At 70.5% G+C, this 22,612-nt stretch carries 22 protein-coding genes; 12 read left to right on the plus strand and 10 right to left on the minus strand.

The window, feature by feature from the left end:
- Positions 1-202: 202 nt before the first annotated feature.
- The gene (locus tag AC1RAA_RS29200) at positions 203-772 is read left to right on the plus strand and encodes a fasciclin domain-containing protein (RefSeq protein WP_139702187.1); all 570 of its coding nucleotides are present in this window, start codon (positions 203-205) and stop codon (positions 770-772) included.
- Position 773: 1 nt separating this feature from the next.
- Here AC1RAA_RS29200 and AC1RAA_RS29205 read toward each other — a convergent pair whose 3' ends face one another.
- A complete protein-coding gene (locus tag AC1RAA_RS29205) occupies positions 774-1,700 on the minus strand; it encodes a LysR substrate-binding domain-containing protein (RefSeq protein ID WP_062479753.1) in 927 nt (308 codons plus the stop codon).
- 82 nt (positions 1,701-1,782) lie between these two features.
- On the opposite strand from AC1RAA_RS29205, the gene AC1RAA_RS29210 reads away from it, so the two are divergent.
- The 5 genes from AC1RAA_RS29210 to AC1RAA_RS29230 all read left to right on the plus strand — a co-directional run bounded on the left by AC1RAA_RS29210 (position 1,783) and on the right by AC1RAA_RS29230 (position 5,821).
- Positions 1,783-2,139: a DUF2917 domain-containing protein gene (locus AC1RAA_RS29210; protein ID WP_062479754.1), complete on the plus strand. Its 357-nt coding sequence runs from the start codon at positions 1,783-1,785 to the stop codon at positions 2,137-2,139.
- 165 nt (positions 2,140-2,304) lie between these two features.
- Positions 2,305-3,126: an enoyl-CoA hydratase-related protein gene (locus AC1RAA_RS29215; protein WP_492732363.1), complete on the plus strand. Its 822-nt coding sequence runs from the start codon at positions 2,305-2,307 to the stop codon at positions 3,124-3,126.
- A 7-nt stretch (positions 3,127-3,133) separates the two neighbouring features.
- Positions 3,134-4,291 carry an acyl-CoA dehydrogenase family protein gene (locus tag AC1RAA_RS29220; protein ID WP_307636079.1) on the plus strand — a complete coding sequence of 386 codons (1,158 nt, stop codon included), beginning with the start codon at positions 3,134-3,136 and terminating at the stop codon, positions 4,289-4,291.
- A gap of 58 nt (positions 4,292-4,349) precedes the next feature.
- The gene (locus AC1RAA_RS29225) at positions 4,350-5,606 is read left to right on the plus strand and encodes a 6-phosphofructokinase (RefSeq protein WP_492732364.1); all 1,257 of its coding nucleotides are present in this window, start codon (positions 4,350-4,352) and stop codon (positions 5,604-5,606) included.
- A complete protein-coding gene (locus AC1RAA_RS29230) occupies positions 5,603-5,821 on the plus strand; it encodes a cysteine-rich CWC family protein (RefSeq protein WP_159273620.1) in 219 nt (72 codons plus the stop codon). Before AC1RAA_RS29225 ends, AC1RAA_RS29230 begins: the two co-directional genes overlap by 4 nt.
- Here AC1RAA_RS29230 and AC1RAA_RS29235 read toward each other — a convergent pair.
- Positions 5,812-7,134: a zinc-binding metallopeptidase family protein gene (locus tag AC1RAA_RS29235; protein WP_492732366.1), complete on the minus strand. Its 1,323-nt coding sequence runs from the start codon at positions 7,132-7,134 to the stop codon at positions 5,812-5,814. The genes AC1RAA_RS29230 and AC1RAA_RS29235 overlap by 10 nt on opposite strands.
- Before the next feature lie 131 nt (positions 7,135-7,265).
- Here AC1RAA_RS29235 and AC1RAA_RS29240 point away from each other — a divergent pair, with 131 nt between their 5' ends.
- A complete protein-coding gene (locus AC1RAA_RS29240; RefSeq protein WP_492732368.1) occupies positions 7,266-8,756 on the plus strand; it encodes a DHA2 family efflux MFS transporter permease subunit in 1,491 nt (496 codons plus the stop codon).
- A 137-nt stretch (positions 8,757-8,893) separates the two neighbouring features.
- Entirely contained in the window at positions 8,894-9,979 is a 1,086-nt protein-coding gene (locus AC1RAA_RS29245; RefSeq protein ID WP_492732370.1) for an ABC transporter substrate-binding protein, read from the plus strand.
- A 19-nt stretch (positions 9,980-9,998) separates the two neighbouring features.
- Here AC1RAA_RS29245 and AC1RAA_RS29250 read toward each other — a convergent pair whose 3' ends face one another.
- From AC1RAA_RS29250 to AC1RAA_RS29285, 8 genes are all read right to left on the minus strand, one after another.
- Positions 9,999-10,394, minus strand: coding sequence for a hypothetical protein (locus AC1RAA_RS29250; protein ID WP_492732371.1), 396 nt, complete (start codon positions 10,392-10,394; stop codon positions 9,999-10,001).
- Between the two features lie 85 nt (positions 10,395-10,479).
- Positions 10,480-11,250, minus strand: coding sequence for an SDR family NAD(P)-dependent oxidoreductase (locus tag AC1RAA_RS29255; RefSeq protein ID WP_492732372.1), 771 nt, complete (start codon positions 11,248-11,250; stop codon positions 10,480-10,482).
- Positions 11,247-12,044 (minus strand): SDR family oxidoreductase, encoded by a 798-nt coding sequence (locus tag AC1RAA_RS29260; protein ID WP_492732374.1) that lies wholly within the window; start codon positions 12,042-12,044, stop codon positions 11,247-11,249. The genes AC1RAA_RS29255 and AC1RAA_RS29260 overlap by 4 nt, the downstream gene beginning before the upstream one ends.
- A complete protein-coding gene (locus AC1RAA_RS29265; protein ID WP_159273614.1) occupies positions 12,041-13,432 on the minus strand; it encodes a transaminase in 1,392 nt (463 codons plus the stop codon). Before AC1RAA_RS29265 ends, AC1RAA_RS29260 begins: the two co-directional genes overlap by 4 nt.
- A gap of 11 nt (positions 13,433-13,443) precedes the next feature.
- The gene (locus AC1RAA_RS29270) at positions 13,444-14,115 is read right to left on the minus strand and encodes an HAD-IA family hydrolase (RefSeq protein ID WP_492732376.1); all 672 of its coding nucleotides are present in this window, start codon (positions 14,113-14,115) and stop codon (positions 13,444-13,446) included.
- Positions 14,112-15,356, minus strand: coding sequence for a Tm-1-like ATP-binding domain-containing protein (locus AC1RAA_RS29275; RefSeq protein WP_492732378.1), 1,245 nt, complete (start codon positions 15,354-15,356; stop codon positions 14,112-14,114). The genes AC1RAA_RS29270 and AC1RAA_RS29275 overlap by 4 nt, the downstream gene beginning before the upstream one ends.
- Positions 15,353-16,732, minus strand: a complete 1,380-nt coding sequence (locus AC1RAA_RS29280; RefSeq protein ID WP_492732379.1) for an aminotransferase class III-fold pyridoxal phosphate-dependent enzyme — start codon at positions 16,730-16,732, stop codon at positions 15,353-15,355. The genes AC1RAA_RS29275 and AC1RAA_RS29280 overlap by 4 nt, the downstream gene beginning before the upstream one ends.
- Positions 16,733-16,763: 31 nt before the next feature.
- A complete protein-coding gene (locus tag AC1RAA_RS29285) occupies positions 16,764-18,206 on the minus strand; it encodes an NAD-dependent succinate-semialdehyde dehydrogenase (protein WP_492732381.1) in 1,443 nt (480 codons plus the stop codon).
- A 143-nt stretch (positions 18,207-18,349) separates the two neighbouring features.
- Between AC1RAA_RS29285 and AC1RAA_RS29290 the strand changes: the two genes are divergently transcribed.
- The 4 genes from AC1RAA_RS29290 to AC1RAA_RS29305 all read left to right on the plus strand — a co-directional run bounded on the left by AC1RAA_RS29290 (position 18,350) and on the right by AC1RAA_RS29305 (position 22,597).
- Positions 18,350-18,880: a MarR family winged helix-turn-helix transcriptional regulator gene (locus AC1RAA_RS29290; protein ID WP_159273609.1), complete on the plus strand. Its 531-nt coding sequence runs from the start codon at positions 18,350-18,352 to the stop codon at positions 18,878-18,880.
- Positions 18,881-19,005: 125 nt separating this feature from the next.
- Positions 19,006-20,001, plus strand: a complete 996-nt coding sequence (locus AC1RAA_RS29295) for a helix-turn-helix domain-containing protein (protein WP_492732383.1) — start codon at positions 19,006-19,008, stop codon at positions 19,999-20,001.
- A gap of 101 nt (positions 20,002-20,102) precedes the next feature.
- A complete protein-coding gene (locus AC1RAA_RS29300; protein ID WP_492732385.1) occupies positions 20,103-21,557 on the plus strand; it encodes an amidase in 1,455 nt (484 codons plus the stop codon).
- Positions 21,558-21,613: 56 nt separating this feature from the next.
- A complete protein-coding gene (locus tag AC1RAA_RS29305; protein ID WP_492732387.1) occupies positions 21,614-22,597 on the plus strand; it encodes a Bug family tripartite tricarboxylate transporter substrate binding protein in 984 nt (327 codons plus the stop codon).
- Positions 22,598-22,612 lie beyond the last annotated feature (15 nt).

A 22,612-nucleotide genomic window follows, 5' to 3' on the forward strand; every position in this document is an offset into this window, starting at 1 on the left:
AAACGGTCGCTGAAAAAGGAAGGGCGGATTCTGGCGAGGGCTCGCGCCGCACGCAAGCGGGGCGCGCAGTGCTGTGGCGCAAAGCTGACACGAACGCGCGCGTTGAATCCGCTTCGCGCATCGCGCCGTATGGCATCTCAAGCGCACCGCGCCTCCGAGCTGTTGGCGGTTTCCACAGAGCCTTTCCTTCCAGGAGACATCCATGAAAAAACTCGTGATCGCCCTCGGCGTGTCGGTCCTGCTCGGCGCGTGCGCCGGCAGTGGCATGAGCAACGCCAGCAGCAGTGCCGCCACCCCCATGGTCGGCGGCGCGCCGATGTACCCGACGAAGGACATCGTCGACAACGCGGTGAATTCGAAGGACCACACGACGCTGGTCGCCGCGGTGAAGGCGGCCGACCTCGTGGCCACGCTCAAGAGCCCGGGCCCGTTCACGGTGTTCGCGCCCACCAACGCCTCGTTCGCGGCGCTGCCGGCCGGCACGGTCGACACGCTGCTCAAGCCCGAGAACAAGGCCACGCTCACCAAGGTGCTGACCTACCACGTGGTGCCCGGGCGCATGGACAGCGCGGCGCTGACGAGCGCGATCAACGCGGGCGGCGGCAAGGCGATGCTCAAGACCGCCAGCGGCGGCACGCTCACGGCGACGATGAGCGGCGGCACGGTGTGGGTGACCGACGCCAAGGGCGGCACGGCGGCGGTGACGATCGCCAATGTCTACCAGTCGAACGGCGTGATCCACGTCGTCAACAAGGTGCTGCTGCCAGGTTGAGTCAGCTCCGCTGCGCGGCCTCCGCTTCGTCGCGCAGCCATTGCGCGAAGTCCTGCGCGTCGCGGTTGCCCGCGGCGCGCCGCGACATCTCGATGAAGTAGCCGCGGTGCGATGCCACGCCCTGGCCGAGCGGCGCCACGAGCCGGCCGTCGCGCACCAGTTCGCGCAGCAGCGGCAGGCGCCCGATGACCACGCCCTGCCCCGCCACCGCGGCGGCCACCGCATCGGCGTACTGCGAGAAGCGCAGCGTGCTCTTCATGCGCAGGTCTTCCAGCACCATCACCTTGAGCCACGGCTCCCAGTCGGCGGTCGGGGCTTCGCTGTGGTCCGGGTATTCGATGGTCAGCAGCGTGAGCTTGGAAAAATCGGACAGCTCGCGCAGCGACGCGGCCACCTGCGGCGCGCACAGCGGGATCACCGACTCCTCGAACAGCGCCGGGCCCACGCCGCGGCCGATGGGCACGAAGCGCACCGCAAGGTCCAGCCGGCTCACGTCCAGGTCGAGCACGTCGAGCGTGGCCGACACACGCACGTCGACCTGCGGATGCGTGCTGGTGAAGCGCGCCAGTTTCGGAATGAGCCACAGCGACGCGAAGCCCGGTGTGGTGGTGATCGACACCTGCCGCGGCGCGGCGCTGGCGCGCACGCGCGCAGTGGCGTCGCGCAGGCGCTCCAGGCTGTCGGTGACGGCGCGCTGCAGCACGCCGCCGGCCTCGGTGAGCGCGAGCGCACGGTGGCGGCGCTCGAACAGCAGCACGCCCAGGCTGGCTTCGAGCTGCTGGATCTGCCGGCTCACGGCCGACTGCGTGAGGTGCAGCTCGCCCGCCGCCAGCGTGAAGCTGAGCCGGCGCGCGGCGGCCTCGAAGCTGCGCAGCAGTTCGAGCGGCGGGAGCTCGCCGGCAGGGGTTTTCGCATTCTCTGGAGGCATGCAACGAGTTCCGAATGACCGCGTGTAAGAGAGGGTTCGGCTCACTATATTCATTCGTATCACGAATGCAATGGAGGTTCCCATGAGCACCACCGACCGGTCCCCTTCCACCTTTTTCTCCTCGTCGAGCTCGCGCTTCCACGTGAGCCTGCCCAGCCGCGCCGTCTTCGCCGTGCCCGACGGCGCGGGCGTGGGCATCGAGTGCCGCAGCGGCGCGGTGTGGATCACGCTCGACCGCGACCCGCGCGACATCGTGCTCGGGCCGGGCGAGCGCTTCGAGAGCACCGAGCACCGGCGCGTGCTGGTGTCGGCGCTGGAGTCGTCGTGCATCTCGGTGTCGGACGCGCAGCCCGCCGCGCTGCCGAACCCGGCCTCGCGCGCACAGGCTCGCGTGCGGTCGCCTTGGCGACTGGCGCTGCACGGGTTGTCCCCGGCTTGACCGCGGGCGCCATGGCATCGAACCTCGATGCCATGGACCGCCCCCGCAGGGAGCAGCACCGCGCGCCGCCGTGACGACAGGCGGCTTTTTGCTTTGGGCGTCCGTTTTCCTTCTTGGCCTTGAAAGGGACACGCCCATGACCACCACTTTTGGCGGAGCGCTCGCATGACCGCGCTGCAACCCACACCCCAACCCTGCGTGCTGTGCGAGCAGGCCGACGGCATCGCCACGCTCACGCTGAACCTGCCGCACAAGCTGAACCCGATCGCGAAAGACCTGCAGGTCGAACTGCGCGACGCGCTCGAGCGCATCCGCGACGACCGCACGGTGCGTGCCGTGATCCTCACGGGCGCCGGCAAGGCCTTCTGCGTGGGTGCCGACCTGAGCGCGATGGCGCCGCCCGGCGAGCCCGGCCAGACGCTCGGCGACCAGACCGCCGAGTGGATGCAGAAGCTCAGCAACCCGCTCATCGAGACACTGCGCACGCTGCCGGTGCCGGTGGTGGCCGCAGTCAACGGCCCGGCGGCCGGTGCGGGCGTGGGCCTGGCACTCGCGGCCGACGTGACCATCGCGGCGCGCAGCGCCTACTTCTACCTGCCCTTCCTGCCCAAGCTCGGCATCGTGCCCGACCTGGGCTGCACCTGGGCCATCCCGCGCCGCGCCGGCCGGGCGCGCGCGATGGGCATGGCGCTGCTCGACGAGCGCCTGAGCGCCGGGCGCGCCGTGCAGTGGGGCCTGATCTGGGCTTGCGCCGACGACGAGCAACTGATGGACGAGGCCCGCGCCATCGCGCAGCGCCTGGCGCGCCTGCCGGCGCATGCGGTGCTCGAAGCGCGCGAGGCCTTCGAGGCCTCGGAGCACCACACGCTGAAAGAACAACTGCACTATGAGAGCGAGCGCCAGCGCGCGCTCATCGACCGCCCCAGCTTCCGTGAAGGCGTGAGCGCCTTCCTGCAGAAGCGCCCTCCTGTTTTCGAAACCCGCTGACGTCCCCATGACCATCGAACGCACCCTCTTCACCGCCGACCACGAGGCCTTCCGCGACAGCTTCCGCCGCTTCATGGACAAGGAGATCGCGCCCTTCCACGACGACTGGGAAGAGCAGGGCTATGTGGACCGCGCCGTCTGGTCCAAGGCCGGCGAGAACGGCTTCCTGTGCATGGCGCTGCCCGACACCTACGGCGGCGCGGGCGCCGACCTGCTCTATTCGGTGATCCAGTTCGAGGAGCTGTGGGCGCGCGGCTTCACGGGCATCGGCTTCGGCCTGCACAACGAGATCGTGGCACCGTACATCCTGCGCTACGGCACCGAGGCGCAGAAGCAGCACTACCTGCCCAAGCTCGCCAGCGGCGAGATGGTCGGCGCCATCGCCATGAGCGAGCCCGGCGCGGGCAGCGACCTGCAGGCCGTGAAGACCAGCGCCATCCGCCAGGCCGACGGCAGCTACCTGCTCAACGGCAGCAAGACCTTCATCACCAACGGCTGGCATGCCGACCTGGTGATCGTGGTCGCCAAGACCGACCCGGCCGCGGGCGCGAAGGGCACGAGCCTGTTCCTCGTCGAGCGCGGCATGCCGGGCTTCGAGAAGGGCAAGCGTCTGAAGAAGCTGGGCCTGAAGGCACAGGACACCTCCGAGTTGTTCTTCAACGACGTGCGCCTGCCCGCCGAGGCGCTGCTGGGCGAGGTCAACCGCGGCTTCGTCTGTCTGATGGAGCAGCTGCCCTGGGAGCGGCTGCAGATCGCGATCAGCGCGGTGGCCGCGTCGCAAGCGGCCATCGACCACACCGTGGCCTACGTGAAGGAGCGCAAGGTGTTCGGCCAGCCCGTGGGCAACTACCAGAACACGCGCTACACGCTGGCCGAGCTGCAGACCGAGGTGCAGGTGGCGCAGGTGTTCGTCGACAAGTGCATCGAGCTCTTGATGGCCGAGAAGCTCGACACCGCCACCGCGAGCATGGCCAAGTACTGGACCAGCGACCTGCAGTGCAAGGTGATGGACGAGTGCGTGCAGCTGCACGGCGGCTACGGCTTCATGTGGGAGTACCCGATCACCCGCGCGTATGCCGACGCGCGCGTGCAGCGCATCTACGGCGGCACCAACGAGATCATGAAAGAGGTGATCACGCGCGCGATGGGCCTCGGCGGGCGCTGAAGCGCCCCGCATTTGGCACCACTGGCGCCATGGAAAGGGCTGCGGGAGAATGCCGCGCATGCCCATCCTCAACGCCTTCTACGCCCAGTCGGGCGGCGTCACCTCGGTCATCAACGCCTCGGCCTGCGGCGTGATCGAGACGGCGCGCCAGCACCCGGACCGCATCGGCACGCTCTATGCCGGACGCAACGGCATCCTCGGCGCGCTCACCGAGGACCTGATCGACACCAGCGCGGAGCCGGCCGAGGCGATTGCGGCGCTGCGCAGCACGCCCTCGGGCGCGTTCGGCTCGTGCCGCTACAAGCTCAAGTCGCTCGAGAAGAATCGGCGTGAATACGAGCGCCTGATCGAGGTTTTCAAGGCGCACGGCATCGGCTACTTCTTCTACAACGGCGGTGGCGACTCGGCCGACACCTGCTTCAAGGTGAGCCAGCTGTCGCAGTCGATGGGCTACCCGCTGCAGGCCATCCACGTGCCCAAGACCATCGACAACGACCTGCCGCTGACCGACTGCTGCCCGGGCTTCGGCTCGGTCGCGAAGTACGTGGCGGTGTCCACGCTCGAAGCCTCGTTCGACGTGCGCTCGATGGCCGCCACCTCCACCAAGGTGTTCGTGCTCGAGGTGATGGGCCGCCACGCGGGCTGGATCGCCGCGGCTGGCGGGCTGGTGGCCGACCATGGCATTCCGGTGGTGGTGCTGTTCCCCGAGATCGAGTTCGATGCGGCCCGCTTCCTGGCGCGCGTCGATGCCATGGTGCAGCAGCACGGCTACTGCTCGGTGGTGGTGTCCGAGGGCTGCCACCACCCCGACGGCACCTTCCTGGCCGAGCAGGGCGCGCGCGATGCCTTCGGCCATGCGCAGCTGGGCGGCGCGGCGCCGGTGGTGGCGCAGATGGTGAAGGAGGCGCTGGGCCACAAGTTCCACTGGGCAGTCGCCGACTACCTGCAGCGCGCGGCGCGCCACATCGCCTCGGCCACCGACGTGAAGCAGGCCTACGAGCTGGGCCAGCGCGCGGTCGAGCTGGCGCTCGAAGGCCGCAACGCGGTGATGCCGACCATCGAGCGCACGAGCGATGTGCCCTATGCCTACACGCTGGGCGCGGCGCCGCTCGAAGCGGTGGCCAATGTCGAGAAGCCGATGCCGCGCGATTTCATTTCGGACGACGGCTACGGCATCACCGAGAAGTGCCGCCGCTACCTGCTGCCGCTGATCGCGGGCGAGGACTACCCCGCCTACCGCGACGGCCTGCCGGTGTACGCGACGCTGCGCAACGTGGCGGTGCCGAAGAAGCTGCCGGCCTTCGCGCTCGCATGACGGTGGTCATCGACACCGCGCGCTGTCCGCTGTGCGGCGAGGCGAACCGCTGCGCGATGGAGGTCGAGCGCGAGACCGGGCAGGCGCAGCCGCCCTGCTGGTGCATGGCCGCCGATTTCTCGCTGGCCCCGCTCGACACGCTGCCGCCGGCGCTGCGCGGCCAGGCCTGCATCTGCGCGCGCTGCGCCGCAGGAAAGCCGCCACTTCAGGACTGAGCGACGTCGCCCTGCGACTGCGATTGGGTCTGCCCCTGTGCAGGCTCGGCAGCTTCCGTCGCGGCTTCCGCCACATCCCCCGCCGTCACCATCGTCGGCGCCGTGCCGCTGCGCTGCGCGGTGACCACGCCGTGGATGAACTGCAGCTTGCCCACCGCCGCGCGCGGCAGCACGAAGGGGTAGTAGTCGGGCTGGCCCATGCTGCGCGACAGCTCGTTGAGCATGCTGGTCAGCAGCACCCAGCCGTTGATGAAGTCCAGGAATTTCGCGGCGTCGGGATGCTCGGGCTGCCACAGGTCGGCTGCGGTGAACAAATCGCTCTGCAGTTCCACGTTGCTCGCGTCGATGCCGAAGCTCATCGCCGTGTCCGCCGTGTCGGCCATGTGCAGGTAATGGGCCCAGGTCTCGGCCCAGTCTTCCCACGGGTGCATGCTCGCGTAGCTGCTGACGAAGCGCTGCGCCCAGTCGGGCGGCGGGCCCTGTTCGTAGTGCTGCTGCAGCGCGGCGCCGTAGTCGGCGCGCTCGTCGCCGAAGAGCACGCGGTAGTCGTCGATCCAGCGCGTGGGCAGCACCAGCAGGTCCCAGTAGTAGTGGCCGATCTCGTGGCGAAAGTGCCCCAGCAGCGTGCGGTAGGGCTCGTGCATCTCGGCGCGGATGCGCTCGCGCACGGCGTCTTCGGCCTCCTCGGCGTTGAGCGTGATCAGGCCGTGCTCGTGGCCCGTCATCACGTGCGGGGCGCCCGGCATGTTGCTGAGGAAATCGAAGGCCAGCCCGTGCACCGGGTCGGCATGGCGGCTCACCACCGGCAGGCCGAGCGCGAGCAGCTGCGAGATCAGGCGGCGCTTGGGCATCTCGAGCTTGCGCCAGAGTTCGCCGTTGGCCTCCACCGACAGGTCGGGGATGGTGCGCGTGACGCTGCAGGCCAGGCAGTAGCCGGGCGCCAGGCCCTGCGTGTCGGCGGGAATGGTTTCGCCCTCGCGCGGCTGCGCCACCATCCAGTTGCAGGCGGCCGGCGTCATGAGGTTGGCGCAGCGGCGGTAGGTGGCGCCGTGCGGGTCGCCGAAGACGGTGAAGGTGTCGGGCAGCGCGCCCTCGCCTTCGGCCGGCGCCAGCGGCACCACGCCGAGCCGGTCGATCACGTAGCCCAGCGGCGTGTGGCAGGCCAGGCATTCGCTGTTGCGCAGGAACACGGGGCGCCCGCACTGGCAGCGGTAGGCGCGGCTGACGGTGGGCGCGGCGAGTTCGGCCGCGAGCGTGGGGGCCGCATCGGGCACGGCCGGGTCGTGGACGGAGTCGGGGGTCGATGGATGCATGGCTTGTTCTTTGGAGACTTGACGCACAGGGGACAGCCGCCGCATTGTGCGACCCGCGCGCGCGGCGTCGGCCGCGCAAACACCGATATGCTTGTAGGACGACGGACCCGCGACCGTCCCTGCGCCGCCCCATGACCTCCCCACAAACCCCTGACACGCCGCCCTCCATGGGCGCCCTGCGCGCCCGCTACGGCGAGCGCTACCGCTGGTACCTGCTGCTGTCGGTCATGGTGGGGACGATGGCGTCCATCATGTCCTCGACCATCGTCAACGTGGCGATCCCCGACATGAGCCACCACTTCGCGCTGGGCCAGGAGCGCGCGCAGTGGGTCAGCTCGGGCTTCATGGTGGCGATGACGGTGTCGATGCTCACCACGCCCTGGCTGCTGTCGCGCTACGGCTACCGGCGCACCTACGTCGGCACCATGCTCCTGCTGCTGGCCGGCGGCGTCGTGGGCGGCGTGGCCAACCACTACCCGCTGGTGCTGCTGGCGCGCGTGGCCGAGGGGCTGGCCGCGGGCGTGGTGCAGCCCATTCCGGCCATCATCATCCTGCGCGCCTTCGAGCCGCACGAGCAGGGTCGCGCCAGCGGCATCTTCGGCATGGGCGTGGTGCTGGCGCCGGCCATCGGGCCGAGCATCGGCGGCGTGCTGGTCGACCTGTTCGGCTGGCGCTCGATCTTCTTCATGGTGGTGCCCTTCTGCCTGGCCTCGATCTGGCTGGCCTACAGGTTCGTGCCCAAGACCGCGCCCGGCGGGGTGGCCGCGACGCGCGGCAGCGGGCTCGATGCGCGCGGCCTGGCGCTGGGCACCGTGGGCACGCTGTGCCTGCTGAACGGGCTGGTCGAGCTGCGCGGCGATTCGCCGCTGCAGGCCGCGCTGCTGCTGGCCGGCGCGCTCGTGGCCTTCGCCGCCTTCGTGTGGTGGCAGCGCCGGCTCATGGCCTCGGGCGGCGCGCCGCTCATGAACCTCGCGCTCTTTCGCTACCGCCAGTTCGCCATGGGCAGCCTGGTCGCCTTCATCTACGGCACCGCGCTGTTCGGCTCGACCTACCTGCTGCCGGTGTACATGCAGGTGGGGCTGCACCTGTCGGCCTCGCACGTGGGCACCACCCTGCTGCCGGCCGGCATCGTGCTGGCCTTCACCATCGCGGGCGTAGGCCGGCTGGCCGACAAGCAGCCGACCTGGCTGCTGGTGAGCATCGGCCTGGCGCTGCTGGCGGTGTCGTTCGCGCTCATGGCCGTGCTGCGGCTGGACAGCCCGCTGTGGCTGCTGGTGGTGTTCGCGATCGTCGGGCGCATCGGGCTGGGCTTCATCCTGCCCTCGCTCAACCTCGGGTCGATGCGCCCGCTGGCCAAGCCGCTCATTCCGCAGGGCGCGAGCGCGATCAGCTTCGTGCGCATGCTCGGCGGCGCCGTGGGCGTGAGCCTGTGCGCCATCATTCTCGAATGGCGCCTGGCGGCGCACGGCGACTCGCTCGCCAACCCGGTGAGCACCGCGGCGCGGCTGGCCGCCTTCGACGAGGTGTTCCTCATGCTGGCCGGCCTGTGCGCGCTGGCCGTCTGCGCGGCCTGGCAGCTGCGCGAGCCGCCCGGCGAGGACACGGCGCAACACAGGGGGTAAACCCCGGCGGCGCGGGGACTCGCTTTCGCTTTCAATTGTTATCAGTTGTATCTAAAAGCGGAATCGGTTCCATGCATCGCAGACGTTTTCTCGCCGCCTCGGCCGCGGCGACGGCCGGACTCGGCCCCCTCCTTTCCTTGCCTTACACCGCCCTGGCCGCCGAGAACGGCGTCAGCGAAGGCGAGATCGTCCTCGGCCACACCGGCATCCTGAGCGGCCCGCTGGGCGTGCCGATCAAGGTCGTGATGGCCGGCGCCGGGCTGGCCTTCGACGCAGTCAATGCGCAGGGCGGGCTCGCGGGCCGCAAGCTCAAGCTGGTCTCGCTCGACGACGAGCTCAAGCCCGAGAAGGCCGTCGCCAACTACGAGAAGCTGCTCGCCGAACACCGCGCCTTCGCCTTCTTCGGCTGCGTGGGCTCGGGCACCACGGCCGCCGCGGCCAAGGTGCTGGGCCAGAGCGGCGCGCCGATGGTGGGCGGCTACGCGGTGTCGGACTCGGCGCGCGAGAAGGTCGCCGGCGCAGGCTACTTCGTGCGCGCCACCTTCGCGCGCGAGGCGCAGGCGCTGGTGCAGCACCTGAGCACCATCGGCGTCTCGCGCATCGCCGTGGCCTACCTGGACAACCCCGGCGGCGCCGAAGTGGCGCGGCTGGTCGAAGCGGCGCTCGACACGCTCAAGCTCAAACCCGTGGCGGCGGTGCCCGTGAAGGGCGACGGCACGACCAACGAGGCCGCGGGCAAGGCGCTGGCCGACAGCCAGGCGCAGGCCGTGCTCATGTATCTGGGTGGCGGCATCGGCGGCGAGGTCATGAAGAGCGCCTGGACCGCCGGCGGTCGCCAGATGTTCTACGGCATGTCGATCGTGCCGGGCGACGTCACCGCCAAGCTCGTCGGCGACAAGACCAGCGGCCTGGCCATCTCGCAGATCGTGCCCTACCCCTGGAGCGAAGTCGACGCCACCGCGCGCGAGTTCCGCCAGCTGGCCGAGCGCGCCAAGGTCGACATCGGCTACCTCAGCTACGAAGGCTATGTGAACGCGCTCGTGATGATCGAGGCCCTGCGCCGCACCGGCCGCGACCTCACGCGCGCCAAGCTGCACGCCACGCTGAAGGCGATGAAGCTGCGCATCGGCAACATGGAGATCGACTTCACGGGTGCGAGCAACACGGGCTCGCGCTTCATCGAGATGGTGCGGGTGACGAAGGAAGGGCGGTTCCTGCGATAGAGACCGAGACCGGCTCTGCTCACAGCCCCAGCTGCGTGAGCGCCCAGGCCACCGTGCCCAGCTGCATCACGTTGAGCACCATGCCCGCGATGTGGAGTTTTCGGAACTGCACGATCGACGTGTCCGTCGCCGGGATCGTGTGGCGCAGCAGGTCCATGCGCGGAATGATGAGCCAGCGGCGCAGCGCGAAGGCCAGGCCGGCGATGAAGGCCATGCCGACTGCGAAGAAGGGCTTGCCGCACCACGCATAGCTGAGCGCCGCCGCGCTCGCGGTGAGCACCACGGCCACGTAGTAGACGTTGAACAGGCCGCGGATGAAGCGCGAATCCAGCGGGGTGTCGTGCGAGAGCACGAGCAGGGGCAGCGAGCCCATCATGAAGAACCCCATCCAGACCAGCAGGATGACGGTTGCCATGAGCGCAACGACGATGGGAAGCATCTTTGAAAACCCTCCGCGGCGCGCAAGCATACGCCCGGGCGGGCGTGGCGTCTCTGGGCGCTTACACGGCGCGCGCAGCCGCCGGCACCCGCGCCCCGCCGTCGGCCACCAGCGCCGCGCCGGTCACGAACGAGGCTTCGTCGCTGGCCAGGAACAGGCACACGGCGGCCATCTCCTCGGGCGTGGCCATGCGGCCCAGCGCGATGCGCGCCACCGTCTGCGCGCGCGCGGCGTCTTCGTCGATGCCGCGTTCGGCGGCCAGGTCGCGCATCTCCTGGCGGCTCATGGGCGTGTCGACCCAGCCGGGGCACAGCGCGTTCACGCGCACGCCCTGCGGGCCGTAAGCCTGCGCGGCCGAGCGCGTGAGCGCGACCACGCCGGCCTTGCTGGACGCATAGCTCGCCATGCCGGCGCCTGCGTTGAACGCCGCGACCGAGGCGACGTTGACGATGGCGCCACCACCCTGCGCGACCATGCCGGGCAGCACGGCGCGCTGGCAGCGCATGGTGCCGCCGAGGTTGACCTCGTGCAGCCGCTGCCAATCGCCGTCGTCGATGTCGGCCGCGTCGTCGCTCTGCACGATGCCGGCGCAGTTCACCAGCACGTCGATGCGTCCGAACGCGGCCTGCACCGCGGCCACGGTGGCGCGCACCGCCGCGTCGTCGGTCACGTCGCACTCGAAGGCCGGGCCCTCGCCCACCGGTTGCGGGCGCGGCCAGCCGGCCACCGCGACGCGCGCGCCCTCGGCCGCGAAGCGTGCGGCCACGGCGGCGCCGATGCCGGTCGCAGCGCCGACCACGAGGCAGGCCTTGCCGTGCAGGCGCGCGTTCATTCCGATGCCTCCGCGAAGAACGGGCTTTCAGGCAGCGTCGAGCCGCCATCGACCACGATCGTCTGCCCCGTGATGTAGCGCGCCGCCGGGCTCGCCAGGAAGCGCATCGCGTAGGCGATGTCCTCGGGCCGCCCCAGTTCGCCGGCCGGAATGTGGCGCGCGATGCGCGCGGCCTTGGCCGGGTCGGACAGCAGCGAGCCGCCCTGCTTGGCGATGTAGCCCGGCTCCACGCCGTTCACGGTGATGCCCTCGCGCGCGTACTCCAGCGCTGCGGTGCGGATGAAACCGTTCACGCCGGCCTTGCTGGCCGCGTAGTGCGCGCTGCCCGGCATGGCCACGCGCGGCCCGGTCACCGACGAGGTGACGAGCAGTCGCCCGCCGCCACGCGCGCGCAGGTGCGGCACAGCGGCCTGCGTGAGCCAGAAGCAGGCCTTGAGGTTGACGGCCAGCGTGTGCTCCAACTGCTCGTCGGTCATCGCGTCGATGGCGGCCCACGGGTTGACGGCCGCGTTGTGGACCACGATGTCGAGCGCACCGAACACGCGCACGGCCTCGGCCACCGCGCGCTCGGCCTCGTCGCGCCGGCCGATGTCGCAGGCCAGCGTCTGCGCCGCGAATCCACGCGCACGCAATTCAGCCGCCACCGCCTCGCCCGCACTGCCGGTGCGGTTGGCGATGAGCACCGAGGCACCGGCTTCGGCGAACACCTGCGCGATGGCCGCGCCGATGCCGCGCCCGCCACCGGTGATCAGCGCGACCTTTCCCTGCAGGCCGAAGAGATCGGGCGTGCTCATCCCTTGCACTCCCGCACGAACTCGGCGAAGGCCGCGTTGTGCTCGTCGACCTCGCGCTCGGTGGTGCCGGGGCAGCACAGCATCATGTTGTGGAAGGGCGTGATGAGCACGCCGCGGTTCATCATGTACAGGTGCAGCAGCGCCTCGAGTTCGCCGTCGCGCGTGCGGCGCACGTCGCTCGCGTTGCGCGGCGCGTCGGCACAGAAGAGCGTCTCCACGCGCGCGCCGACCTGCGTCGCATGCCACGGCAATCCTGCGGCGGCGATGCTGGCGTTGACGCCTTCGGCCAGGCGCTGCGCGAGCACCAGCATGCGATCGAAGGCCTCGGGCGTGAGCACCTGCGAGAGCACCGCACGCATCACGGCCACGGTGAGCGCGTTGCCCGCCAGCGTGCCGCCGAAGCCGGCGTGCGCCGACTGGCGCTTCGTGGGGTGCAGCTTGGGCAGCACCTGCCAGACGCGCTCGGCGGTCTCGGCGCTCAGCCCGAAGGCGGCGGCGGGAATGCCGCCGGCGATGGCCTTGCCGATCACGAACATATCGGGATCGAGCCCGTGCTGTCGCGTGTAGCCGCCGGGGCCACTCGAGATGGTGTGCGTCTCGTCGATGACCAGCAGCGTGCCGGTCTCGCGCGTGAGGCGGCGCAGCGCGTCGTGAAAGCCGGGCGCGGGCGCGATCATTCCGTAGTTGGTCATGGCCGGCTCGGCCAGCACGCAGGCCACGTCGCCGGCGCGCAGCGCGCGCTCCAGCGCGGGCACGTCGTTGAACTCGACCACGGCCGACAGCTGGTCGTGCGGAAAGCCGTTGGGGTGGATGTCGTTGCGCATCGCGACGGCGCCGTCGCGCAGCTCCACATGCGCCTCTTCCACCGAGCCGTGGTAGCAGCCCGAGAACACCAGCACGCGCGGCCGGCCGGTGACCATGCGCGCCAGGCGGATGCAGGCGCGGTTGGCGTCCGAGGCCGAGGTCGTGAGGTTCCAGTACGGCAGGCCGAAGCGGCGCGACAGCTCTTCGCCGACCCAGGCCGCGTCGTCGGTCGGCAGCATCAGCGAGCTGCCCACGCGCGCCTGCCGCGTCAGCGCCTCGACCACCGCCGGGTGGCCGTGGCCGCACATGCCGCCGGTGTCGCCCAGGCAGAAGTCGGCATAGCCGTTGCCGTCCACGTCGACGAAGCGCGCACCGTAGGGCAGCTGCGCGTCCTGCACGTACAGCGGCCAGCCGCCGATCCAGCGGCGCATCCAGTGCGAAGGCGCGCCGTAGAGCCAGGCCTGCTGGCCCTGCGCAAATCGTTCGCCGCTGCGCGCGTGGGTGCGCGCATAGCGCGCCTGTTCGGCCTGCATCAGGGCCTGCACGCGCTCGCGCGGCACGGTGGGTTCGAAGGTCGGGGTCATCGCAAACTCGGTCAAAGGGAAGAAGAAGGAGAAACGCCCAGCATCGAGAGCGCCTGCGCGTAGCTCGCGCCCGGATGCATCACGTCGAAGTGCACAGTGCGCAGGCCCACGCGCTGCGCGCCAGCGATGTTGCGCAGCTGGTCGTCGACGAACACGCAGGCGTCGGCGGGCAGGCCGAGCTGGTCCAGGCATTGCTGGTAGGCGCGCGCATCGGGCTTGAGGATGCCGGTGTGCGTGGCGTCCACCACCACGTCGAAGACGCTCATGAAGGGCAGGCGCTGACGAAAGCCCGCGCCGTAGAACAGGTCGAGCTCGTTCGACAAAATCGCGAGCCGGCAGCCGGCACGCCGCGCCGCCTCGATGGCCGCGAGGGCCTCGGGGCGGATCGCGGCCTCGGGGTCGGCGCCACGCGCGCGCTGCACGAAGGTCTCCATGCGGTCCCAGCGTTCGCCGACCAACGCGCCCACTTCGCGGGTGCGCGCCATCCAGTAGTCGCGCTCCGAGAGCTTGTCGGCCTGCATGTCGCGCCACAGCGGATCGCTCGCGAGGTCGAAAGGGCCGCGCCAGGTGAGCGTGCCGCGCGGCAGCGACAGCGCCTCTTCGGTGAGGGCGTGGGTCTCGAACAGCGTGCGGCTGATGACGCCGCCGAAGTCGAGCACGAGGGCTTGTGCGGCGGGGCTCATGCGCGGCTCCCAGCGGGCACGGTGCCGTCGGCCACCCAGGCATCGAACACGCGCAGTGCGGCGTCGCAGAAGGCGCCGTCGTTGATGTGTGCGTCGAGCTCGACGAGCCGCGCCGGGTCCACGCTGCCGCGCAGCGCTTCGGTGAAGGCCGCGAGGCCTTCGGGGTCGTGCAGCGGCTCGCCCGGGCGATCCCAGCCTTCGATGCCTTGCAGCGGCATCAGCAGGCAGGTGGCACCCTCGGCGCGCGCGAGACGGCGTGCGATCTCGCTCGCCACATCGCGGCGGAACGCGGGCGCGCTCAGTGCCGAAGCCAGCAGCCGGTTGTGGATGTGCGTGGGCCGGCCTTCCAGGCCTTCGGGCGTGGACTGCCAGGCCGGGTAGTCGAGCATGTCGATGGCACCGGGCGCGACGATCTGCGGCGTGCCCGCGCGGCCGGCGCCGAGCAGCCGGTCGGGCCCGGCCGTCACGCACGAGCCGCCGAGCTGGTTGGCCAGCTCCTGCAGGCTGAAATCCATCACCGCGCAGAAGCGGCCTTCGGCGGCCAGTGCCTCGAAGGCACGACCGCCCATGCCGGTGGTGTGGAACACGGCGACCTCGTAGCCGCGCGCTTCGAGCGCGGGCTTGAGCGTCTTCATGTAGGTGAGCGCGCTGGAGCCCAGCGAGGTCATGCCCACCAGCGGTTTCTGGAAGGCCGGCACGCAGGCCTGGCGGCAGGCGCCGAGCACCGCGCCCGCGGCCTGGCTCAAGGCCGAGCGGCACAGGCTGTTGAGGCCGTAGAGCCCGCCGGCCCACAGCACCATGATGAGGTCGGGCGGAATGCGCTCGGGCGGCAGCAGGTGCGAGTAGGCGATGGTCGACACCAGCACCTTCGGCACGCCCAGCGGCAGCGCCTGCGCCACGTCGAGCGCGAGGTCGGTGCCCATGGTGCCGCCCAGCGCGAGCAGGCCGTCGATGCGGCCCTCGGCCTGCCAGCGCGCGGCGAGCCTGGCGGCGCCGCGCGCCATCAGCGTCATGGCGCTGTTCTCGTCGCCGCTGGCCGCCACTTCGGCCACGGTCTTGCCGGCGGCCGCGGCCACTTCGGTGTTGGGAATGTCGGGCGTGAAGGGTGCGCCGTCGAGCACGCCCACGTCCATCACGACGACGCGGCCGCCGCCGGCCTCGATGCATTCGCGCATGAACAGCAGCTCGGCGCTCTTGGTGTCGGCGGTGCCGATCAGCAGGATCGTGGGCGATGCACTCACAGCGTCGCGTCCACGTCGGCGAACGCACCTTCGAGCGCATCGACCATGAAGTCCACCTCCTCGCGCGTGATGACCAGCGGCGGCGAGAGGATGAGGTTCGGCCCCGAGATGCGCACCATCAGCCCGCGCTGGTAGGCTGCCTGCGCCACCTTCGCGGCAATCGGGTTGCCGCGCGGCAGCGTGGTGCGCGTGGCCTTGTCGGCCACCATCTCGATGCCCAGCATGAGGCCCATGCCGCGCACGTCGCCGACGAAGCTGAACTTGTCGACGAAGGGCCGCACGCGCGCCTGGAAATGCGCGCCCACGCGCGCGGCGTTGCCGGGCACGTCGAGCGCCTCGATCTGGTCCAGCGTGGCGAGTGCCGCAGCGGCCGCCACCGGGTGCGCGCTGTAGGTGTAGCCGTGGCCCACCGCGGCCTGGCCCGTGGGGTCGTTGAGGAAGACCTCGGCCACCTTGTTGCCGATGGCGGTGGCGCCCAGCGGCACGTAGCCCGACGAGATGCCCTTGGCCAGGCACCACAGGTCGGCCTTCACGTTCCACAGCCGCGTGCCGAACATCGCACCGCCGCGGCCGAAGCCGGTGACGACCTCGTCGGCGATGAGCAGCACGCCGTACTTGTCGCAGATCTCGCGCACGCGCGGCCAGTAGTTGGGCGGCGGCACGATCACGCCGCCCGCGCCCTGGATCGGCTCGGCGATGAAGGCGGCCACGGTGTCGGGGCCCTGGAACTGGATCTCGCGCTCCAGCTGCATGGCGCAGATCTCGCCGAGTTCTTCCGGGTCCTGCGTGTAGGGGTTGCGGTACAGCCACGGCGTGTCGACGTGAAAGCACCCCGGCAGCAGCGGCTCGTAGGCGCGGCGGAAATTCAGGTTGCCGTTCACGCTCATGCCGCCGAAGTGCACGCCGTGGTAGCCCTGGCGCAGCGCGATGAACTTGAAGCGGTCGGCCTGGCCCTTGAGCTTCCAGTACTGGCGCGCGAGCTTGAGCGCGCCTTCGACCGCATCGGAGCCGCCGTTGCTGAAGAACACGGCGGCCACGCCGTCGGGTTCCATGGTCTTGACCAGGCGCGCCGACAGCTCGATGGCGCGCGGGTGCGTGGTGCCGCGGAACACGTTGTAGAAGGGCAGCTCGTCCAGCTGCGCGACGATGGCGTCGCGCACCGGCTGGTTGCTGTGACCCAGGTTCGCGGCCCACAGGCCGCCGACGCCGTCGAGCATCTTGTGGCCGTCGACGTCCCAGATCCAGCAGCCCTGGCCGCGCGCAATGATGTCGGGCTTGCTCTTGAGCATGGCCTGCGGATGCGCCATGGGGTGCCACAGGTACTGGGCGTTGTCTTGCTTGAGCGCCGCCACGGCGGCGGCTTCGGTCGTTGTCATGCAGGTCTCCGGAAGTGTTCGATGCGCGTGCTCAGGACGGCACGCCGACGGTGAGGGTCTTGACCTCGGTGTAGTGCAGCAGGCCCTCGGCGCCCATCTCCTGGCCGATGCCGCTTTCCTTCCAGCCGCCGAAGGGCATCTCGGGCTGCGAGACGCCGAAGTGGTTGATGCCGACCATGCCGGCCTCGAGCGCGTCGCCCAGGCGGTGCGCGGTGTGCAGGTCGCGCGTGAAGGCGTAGGCGCCCAGGCCGTAGGGCAAGGCATTGGCCTGCGCGATGGCTTCGTCCAGCGTGTCGTAGGGCTGCAGCACGGCGATGGGGCCGAAGGGCTCCTGGCGCATCACGCGGCTGTCGGCCGGTGCGTTCGCGATCACGGTGGGCTCGAAGAAGAAGCCGGGGCGCTGCACGCGGTGGCCGCCGCACAGCAGTTGCGCGCCGCGTTCCACGGCGTCGTCGACGAAGCGCTGCATGTCCTCGATGCGGCGCACGTGCGCGAGCGGACCCATCTGCGTGGCGGGGTCGGTGCCGTCGCCCAGGCGCAGCGCGCGCGCGGCCTGGACGAAGGCCTCGCTCCATTCGCCGAAGCGCGCGCGCGGCACGTAGAAGCGGATCGGCGACGCGCACACCTGGCCCGCGTTGCGGAACTTGGCGGCGAGCGACTGCTTGAGCGCGAAGGGAAAGTCGGCGTCGTCGCAGACGATCACCGGCGCGTGGCCGCCGAGTTCGCCGGTGAAGCGCTTCACATGCCGCGCCGCCTGCTCGCCCAGCAGCTTGCCCACGGCCACCGAACCGGTGAACGACACCTTGGCGATGGCCGGATGGTCGATGAGGAAGGACGACACCTCGGCCGGGTCGCCGCACACCATGTTCAGTGCATCGGGCGGCACGCCCGCGTCGAGAAAGGCGCGCACCAGCAGCATGCAGGTGCCCGGCGTTTCTTCCGCCGGCTTGATGACCACGCTGCAACCCGCGGCCAGTGCGCTCGCGAGCTTGCGCGCCGGCAGGTTGGCCGGAAAGTTCCACGGCGTGAAGGCCGCCACCGGCCCCACGGGCTGGCGCATCACCGACTGCGAAAGGATGCCCTCGACGCGCGGCGGCACGAGGCGCCCGTACAAACGCTTGGCCTCCTCCGCCTGGAAGTCGATGATGTCGGCCGACAGCGTGACCTCGCGCAGCGACTCGGCCAGCGGCTTGCCTTGCTCGAGGGTGAGCACGTGCGCGATGGCCTTGGCTTGCTCGCGGATGTTCTGCGCGGCGGTGCGCAGGATGTTGCAGCGTTCGAGTGCGCTCTTGGCGCGCCACTGCACGAAGCCGCGGCGCGCGGACGCGGCTGCTTCGGCGAGTTCGTCGCGCCCGGCCAGCGGCAGCTGCGCGATGGTGGCTTCGGTGGCGGGATTGACGACCGCGCGGCGGCCGCCGGCGGTCTGCGTGCGCCATTGGCCGGCGATGTGCAGTGCGAGTTCGGGGTAGTCCATGCCCTGCACGATAGGGAGCGAGCCCCTTGCCGCGTTATCGAAAACTGGCAAACCTCGCGCGGCCTCGTGCGTCGCGCGCAAAGGCCTTCCTATACTGTCCGCGCCGATCTTCTTTCACGACGCCTCCACGCCACGACCTCACCGTGCCCCGTTCACGCACCCCTTCCAGGCCCAGCGCCAAGCCCCTGCCCAAGGCACGCAGCAGCGCCGCGAGCGCCCCGGTCTTCGACCTCGAGACCTTCCTGCCCTTTCAGCTCTCGGTGGTCGCCAACCGAGTGAGCCAGACGGTGGGCCAGTCGATCGCCAGCCGCTTCTCGCTGCAGATTCCGGAGTGGCGCATCGTCGTGGTGCTGGGCAAGTACGGTGCACTGTCGGCGCTCGAAATCGCACAGAAGACGAGCATGGACAAGGCCCGCGTGAGCCGCGCGCAGCACCGGCTGGTGGACCTGGGCCTGGCCAACATGCACCCCTCGGCCGACGACCGCCGCAAGGTCATCGTGTCGCTCGAGGAAGAAGGCCTGGCGCTGTACCGCGACATGGTGCCACTGGCGCACGACACGGCGCAGCGCCTGTTCTCGCAGCTCACCGCAGATGAGCGCCAGGTGCTGCAGACCATCGTGCAGAAGCTGTTCGACAGCACCACCGGCTTCGAGCCCAGCGGCGAACTCGAATAGGCCACGGTCGGGTGGCTTAGGGGTTTGCCCTGTCACTTTAAGATCGTTGTCAACGAAACAATCTGGTCTGGAGATTGCTTCCGGCACGGGTCTTCGCACCCCTGCCACCGCTTCGCCGGACCGCCATGACCAGCCAGACCGCCTCCGTTCTTCCTGCCCCCGCCCCCACCGTCGCGACGCGCTGGACCCTGTCCACGCACGACATCGACGCCTACGCCAGCGGCCAGAACGGCTGGCACCTGGCGTGCGACATGCTCTCGGGCGGCAGCTTCGCCGGCTTTCTCGACCACGTGCAACTGCCCGGCCTGCGGCTGGTGCGCGAGACCACCAACCGCGCGCTGCGCCAGCACGGCGAGATGAATCCCGACTGCTGCGGCTTCGCCCTCACCTGCCGCCAGGACGGCGAGGCGCGCTTCTCGGGCCAGCGGCTGGACACCGAATCGGTGATGGTCGGGCGCTGCGACGAGCTCGACCTGTGCAGCCCGCCGGGCTTCGAGCTGACGGGCATCGTGGTCGACAACGCGCTGCTGCATTCGCTCACCGAACGCCTGAACGACCGCGCGCCGCCGGCCTGGCTCGAACGGCGCGTGGTGCTGCACTTCGACGACCCCACCATGCAGTCGCTGCGCGGCACCTTGCGCGGCGCCTTCAGCGCACTCGACGCGATGCCCGGCCTGCTCGACGACCCCGTCGCCACGGAGCAGCTGCGCGACGACGTGCTGCTGGCCTGGCTCAACGCCCTGCCCGAAGACGTCGACCTGCGCGAGCTGCGCGCCACCGAGGCGCACCGCCGCGTGGTGCGCCGCGCCTGCGAGCTGATGATGTCGCGGCCCGACGAGCCGCTGTCGATGCTGCAGGTGTGCAGCCGCATCGGCGCGAGCCAGCGCAAGCTGAACTACTGCTTCCAGGAAACGCTGGGCCTGAGCCCCGCGCGCTACCTGCGGGCGCTGCGCCTCAATGGCGTGCGCCGCGCACTCAAGCGGCCCGAGTCGCGTTCGGTGCAGGACATCGCGGCGCACTGGGGCTTCTGGCACCTGAGCCAGTTCGCGACGGACTACCGGCGCCAGTTCGGCGAACTGCCCTCGCAGACGCTGCGCGGCGCGGCGCTCACGAGGCACTGATCCGGTGCACGGGCCGAGGGGAATCCCTCGGTTTTCGAGGCGCCAGTTTTGCCGTTTTTTGATACCTGCTTGCGGAGGCGGTCGCTATCGTTGACCGCCATATGTCCGCCACGCTGCCAACTCTGCCGAGTGCCCGTTCGCTCGCCGCCGCCCTGCAACGCCGCGAGCTCTCGTGCCGCGAACTGATGCAGACCTGCCTTGCGCGCATCGAGCGCTTCAACCCGCAGGTCAACGCGCTGGTGTCGCTGCAACCGCCCGAAGCGATGCTGCGCCAGGCCGATGCCTGCGATGCACAGTTGGCGCGCGGCGACGCGGTCGGCCGGCTGCACGGCTTCCCGATGGCGCCGAAGGATTTCGTCGCCACCGCCGGCCTGCCGACCACGATGGGCAGCCCGGTGTTCGCGAAGCAGGTCACGCCGCACGACGCGATCATGGTCGAGCGGCTGCGCCGCGCCGGCGCGCTCTTCGTGGGGCGCAGCAACACGCCCGAGTTCGGCCTGGGCTCGCACACCTACAACACGGTGTTCGGCACCACGCGCAACGCCTGGAACCTCGGCCATGCAGCCGGCGGCAGCAGCGGCGGCGCCGCGGTGGCGCTCGCGCTGCACATGCTGCCGGTGGCCGACGGCAGCGACATGATGGGTTCGCTGCGCAACCCCGCGGCCTGGAACCATGTGTACGGCCTGCGCCCGTCGCTGGGCCGCGTGCCCACCGGGCCGGGGCCGGAGCTGTTCTTCCAGCAGCTGGGCTGCGAAGGGCCGATGGGCCGCACACCCGAGGACGTGGCCTGGCTGCTGTCGGTGCAGGCGGGCTACGACGCACGCTCGCCGCTGAGCCTGGCCGGCGACGGCGAGGCCTTCGCGCAGCCGCTAGATGCAGAGTTGCGCGGCCAGCGCATCGCGTGGCTCGGCGACCTCGGCGGCCACCTGCCGATGGACCCGGGCGTGATGGCGCTGTGCGAATCGGCGCTGCGGCACTTCGACTCGCTGGGCTGCAGCGTCACGCCCGCCGTGCCCGCTTTCGACTTCAACGCCCTGTGGACCGCCTGGCTGCGCCTGCGCGGCTTCATCGTCGCCGGCGCGCTGCGCGGGTTGCATGCCGACCCGGCCACGCGCGCGCAGCTCAAGCCCGAGGCCTGCTGGGAGATCGAGCAGGGCGAGCGTCTGAGCGCCGCCGCGCTGCATGAGGCCGCGGTCACGCGCACGCAGTGGCATGCCGCGCTGCTGCAGCTCTTCGAACGCTTCGACTTCCTGGTGCTGCCGGCCGCGCAGGTGTTCCCGCTGCCGGTCGACACGCACTGGCCGCGCGAGGTCGGTGGCCGCGCGATGGACACCTACCACCGCTGGATGGAAGTGACCATCGGCCCCTCGCTCGCCGGGCTGCCCGCGATGGCGATCCCGGCCGGCTTCTCGCAGGCCGAGGGCACGCGCGGCCTGCCGATGGGCCTGCAGCTCATCGGCCGCCCCGGCGCCGACCTCGACGTGCTGCGCATGGCGCACGGCTGGCACCAGGCCGTGCCCTTCGCGAACATGCAGTCGCCGCTGCTGCAGCAGTAGCAAGCCCCCTGTTTCCCGTACTCCGACACATCTCACACAACCCGAGGAGAGAACCCATGCGCAGACGTTCGCTGATTGCTGCCGGCCTGGCCGCCGGCCTGTCCCCCATCGCCCTGCCTGCCCTGGCGCAGGGCCTGGGGGGCAAGACCCTGAACCTGATCGTGCCCTACCCCGCGGGCGGCGGCTCCGACATCAACGCGCGGCTGGCCGCGCCCGAGCTCTCGCGGCTGCTGGGCCAGCCGGCCATCGTCGACAACGTGCCCGGCGCCAGCGGTTCGCTCGGCGTGATGAAGGCGGCCAACGCGCCGGCCGACGGCTCGGCGCTGCTGGTGGGGTCGCCGATGGAGCTGATGCTCACGCCGCTCACGCTCAGCAGCGCGCGCTACAAGGCCGAGGACTTCCGCCCCATCGGCGTGATGGCCGTCACCTCGATGGTGCTGCTGGCGCGCAAGGACCTGGGCGCGGGCAGCGTCGACGAACTCATTGCACTGCTGCGCCGCCCCGACACGAAAGAGCTGAGCTACGGCAGCATCGGCCCCGGGTCGCTCTACCACCTGCTGGGCGAGCGCTTCATGCAGCAGACGGGCACCAAGATGCTGCACGTGCCCTACAAGGGCTTCGCGCCGCTGGTGAACGACCTGCTGGGCGGGCAGATCGACCTGGTGTTTGCGCCGCTGGCCGGCAACGTGCCCGACCTGCTGGACGCCGGCAAGGTCAAGGCGCTGGGCATCGCGGCCTCGGCGCCGCACGAGCGCTTCACGGCCATTCCGCTGGTCCGCAACAGCAAGGGCCTGGACGACTTCGTCTACAGCCTGTGGGCGGGCATCCAGGTGTCGCACCGCGTGCCCGAGGACGCGCAGCAGCGGCTGCACACGGCCTTCAACCAGATGATGCTCAAGCCCGAGCTGCGCCGCGCGCTGGAACTCGGCGGCAGCAAGGTGGCGCCCGAACAGACGCTGGCCGAACTGCGCCGCGGCTACCAGGCCGACATGGAGCGCTACCGCGCCATCGCCAAGTCGGTGAACCTGCGGCCCGAATGACATCCGCGGGCACGG

Source organism: Variovorax sp. GW823-FHT04F07 (assembly GCF_058795995.1).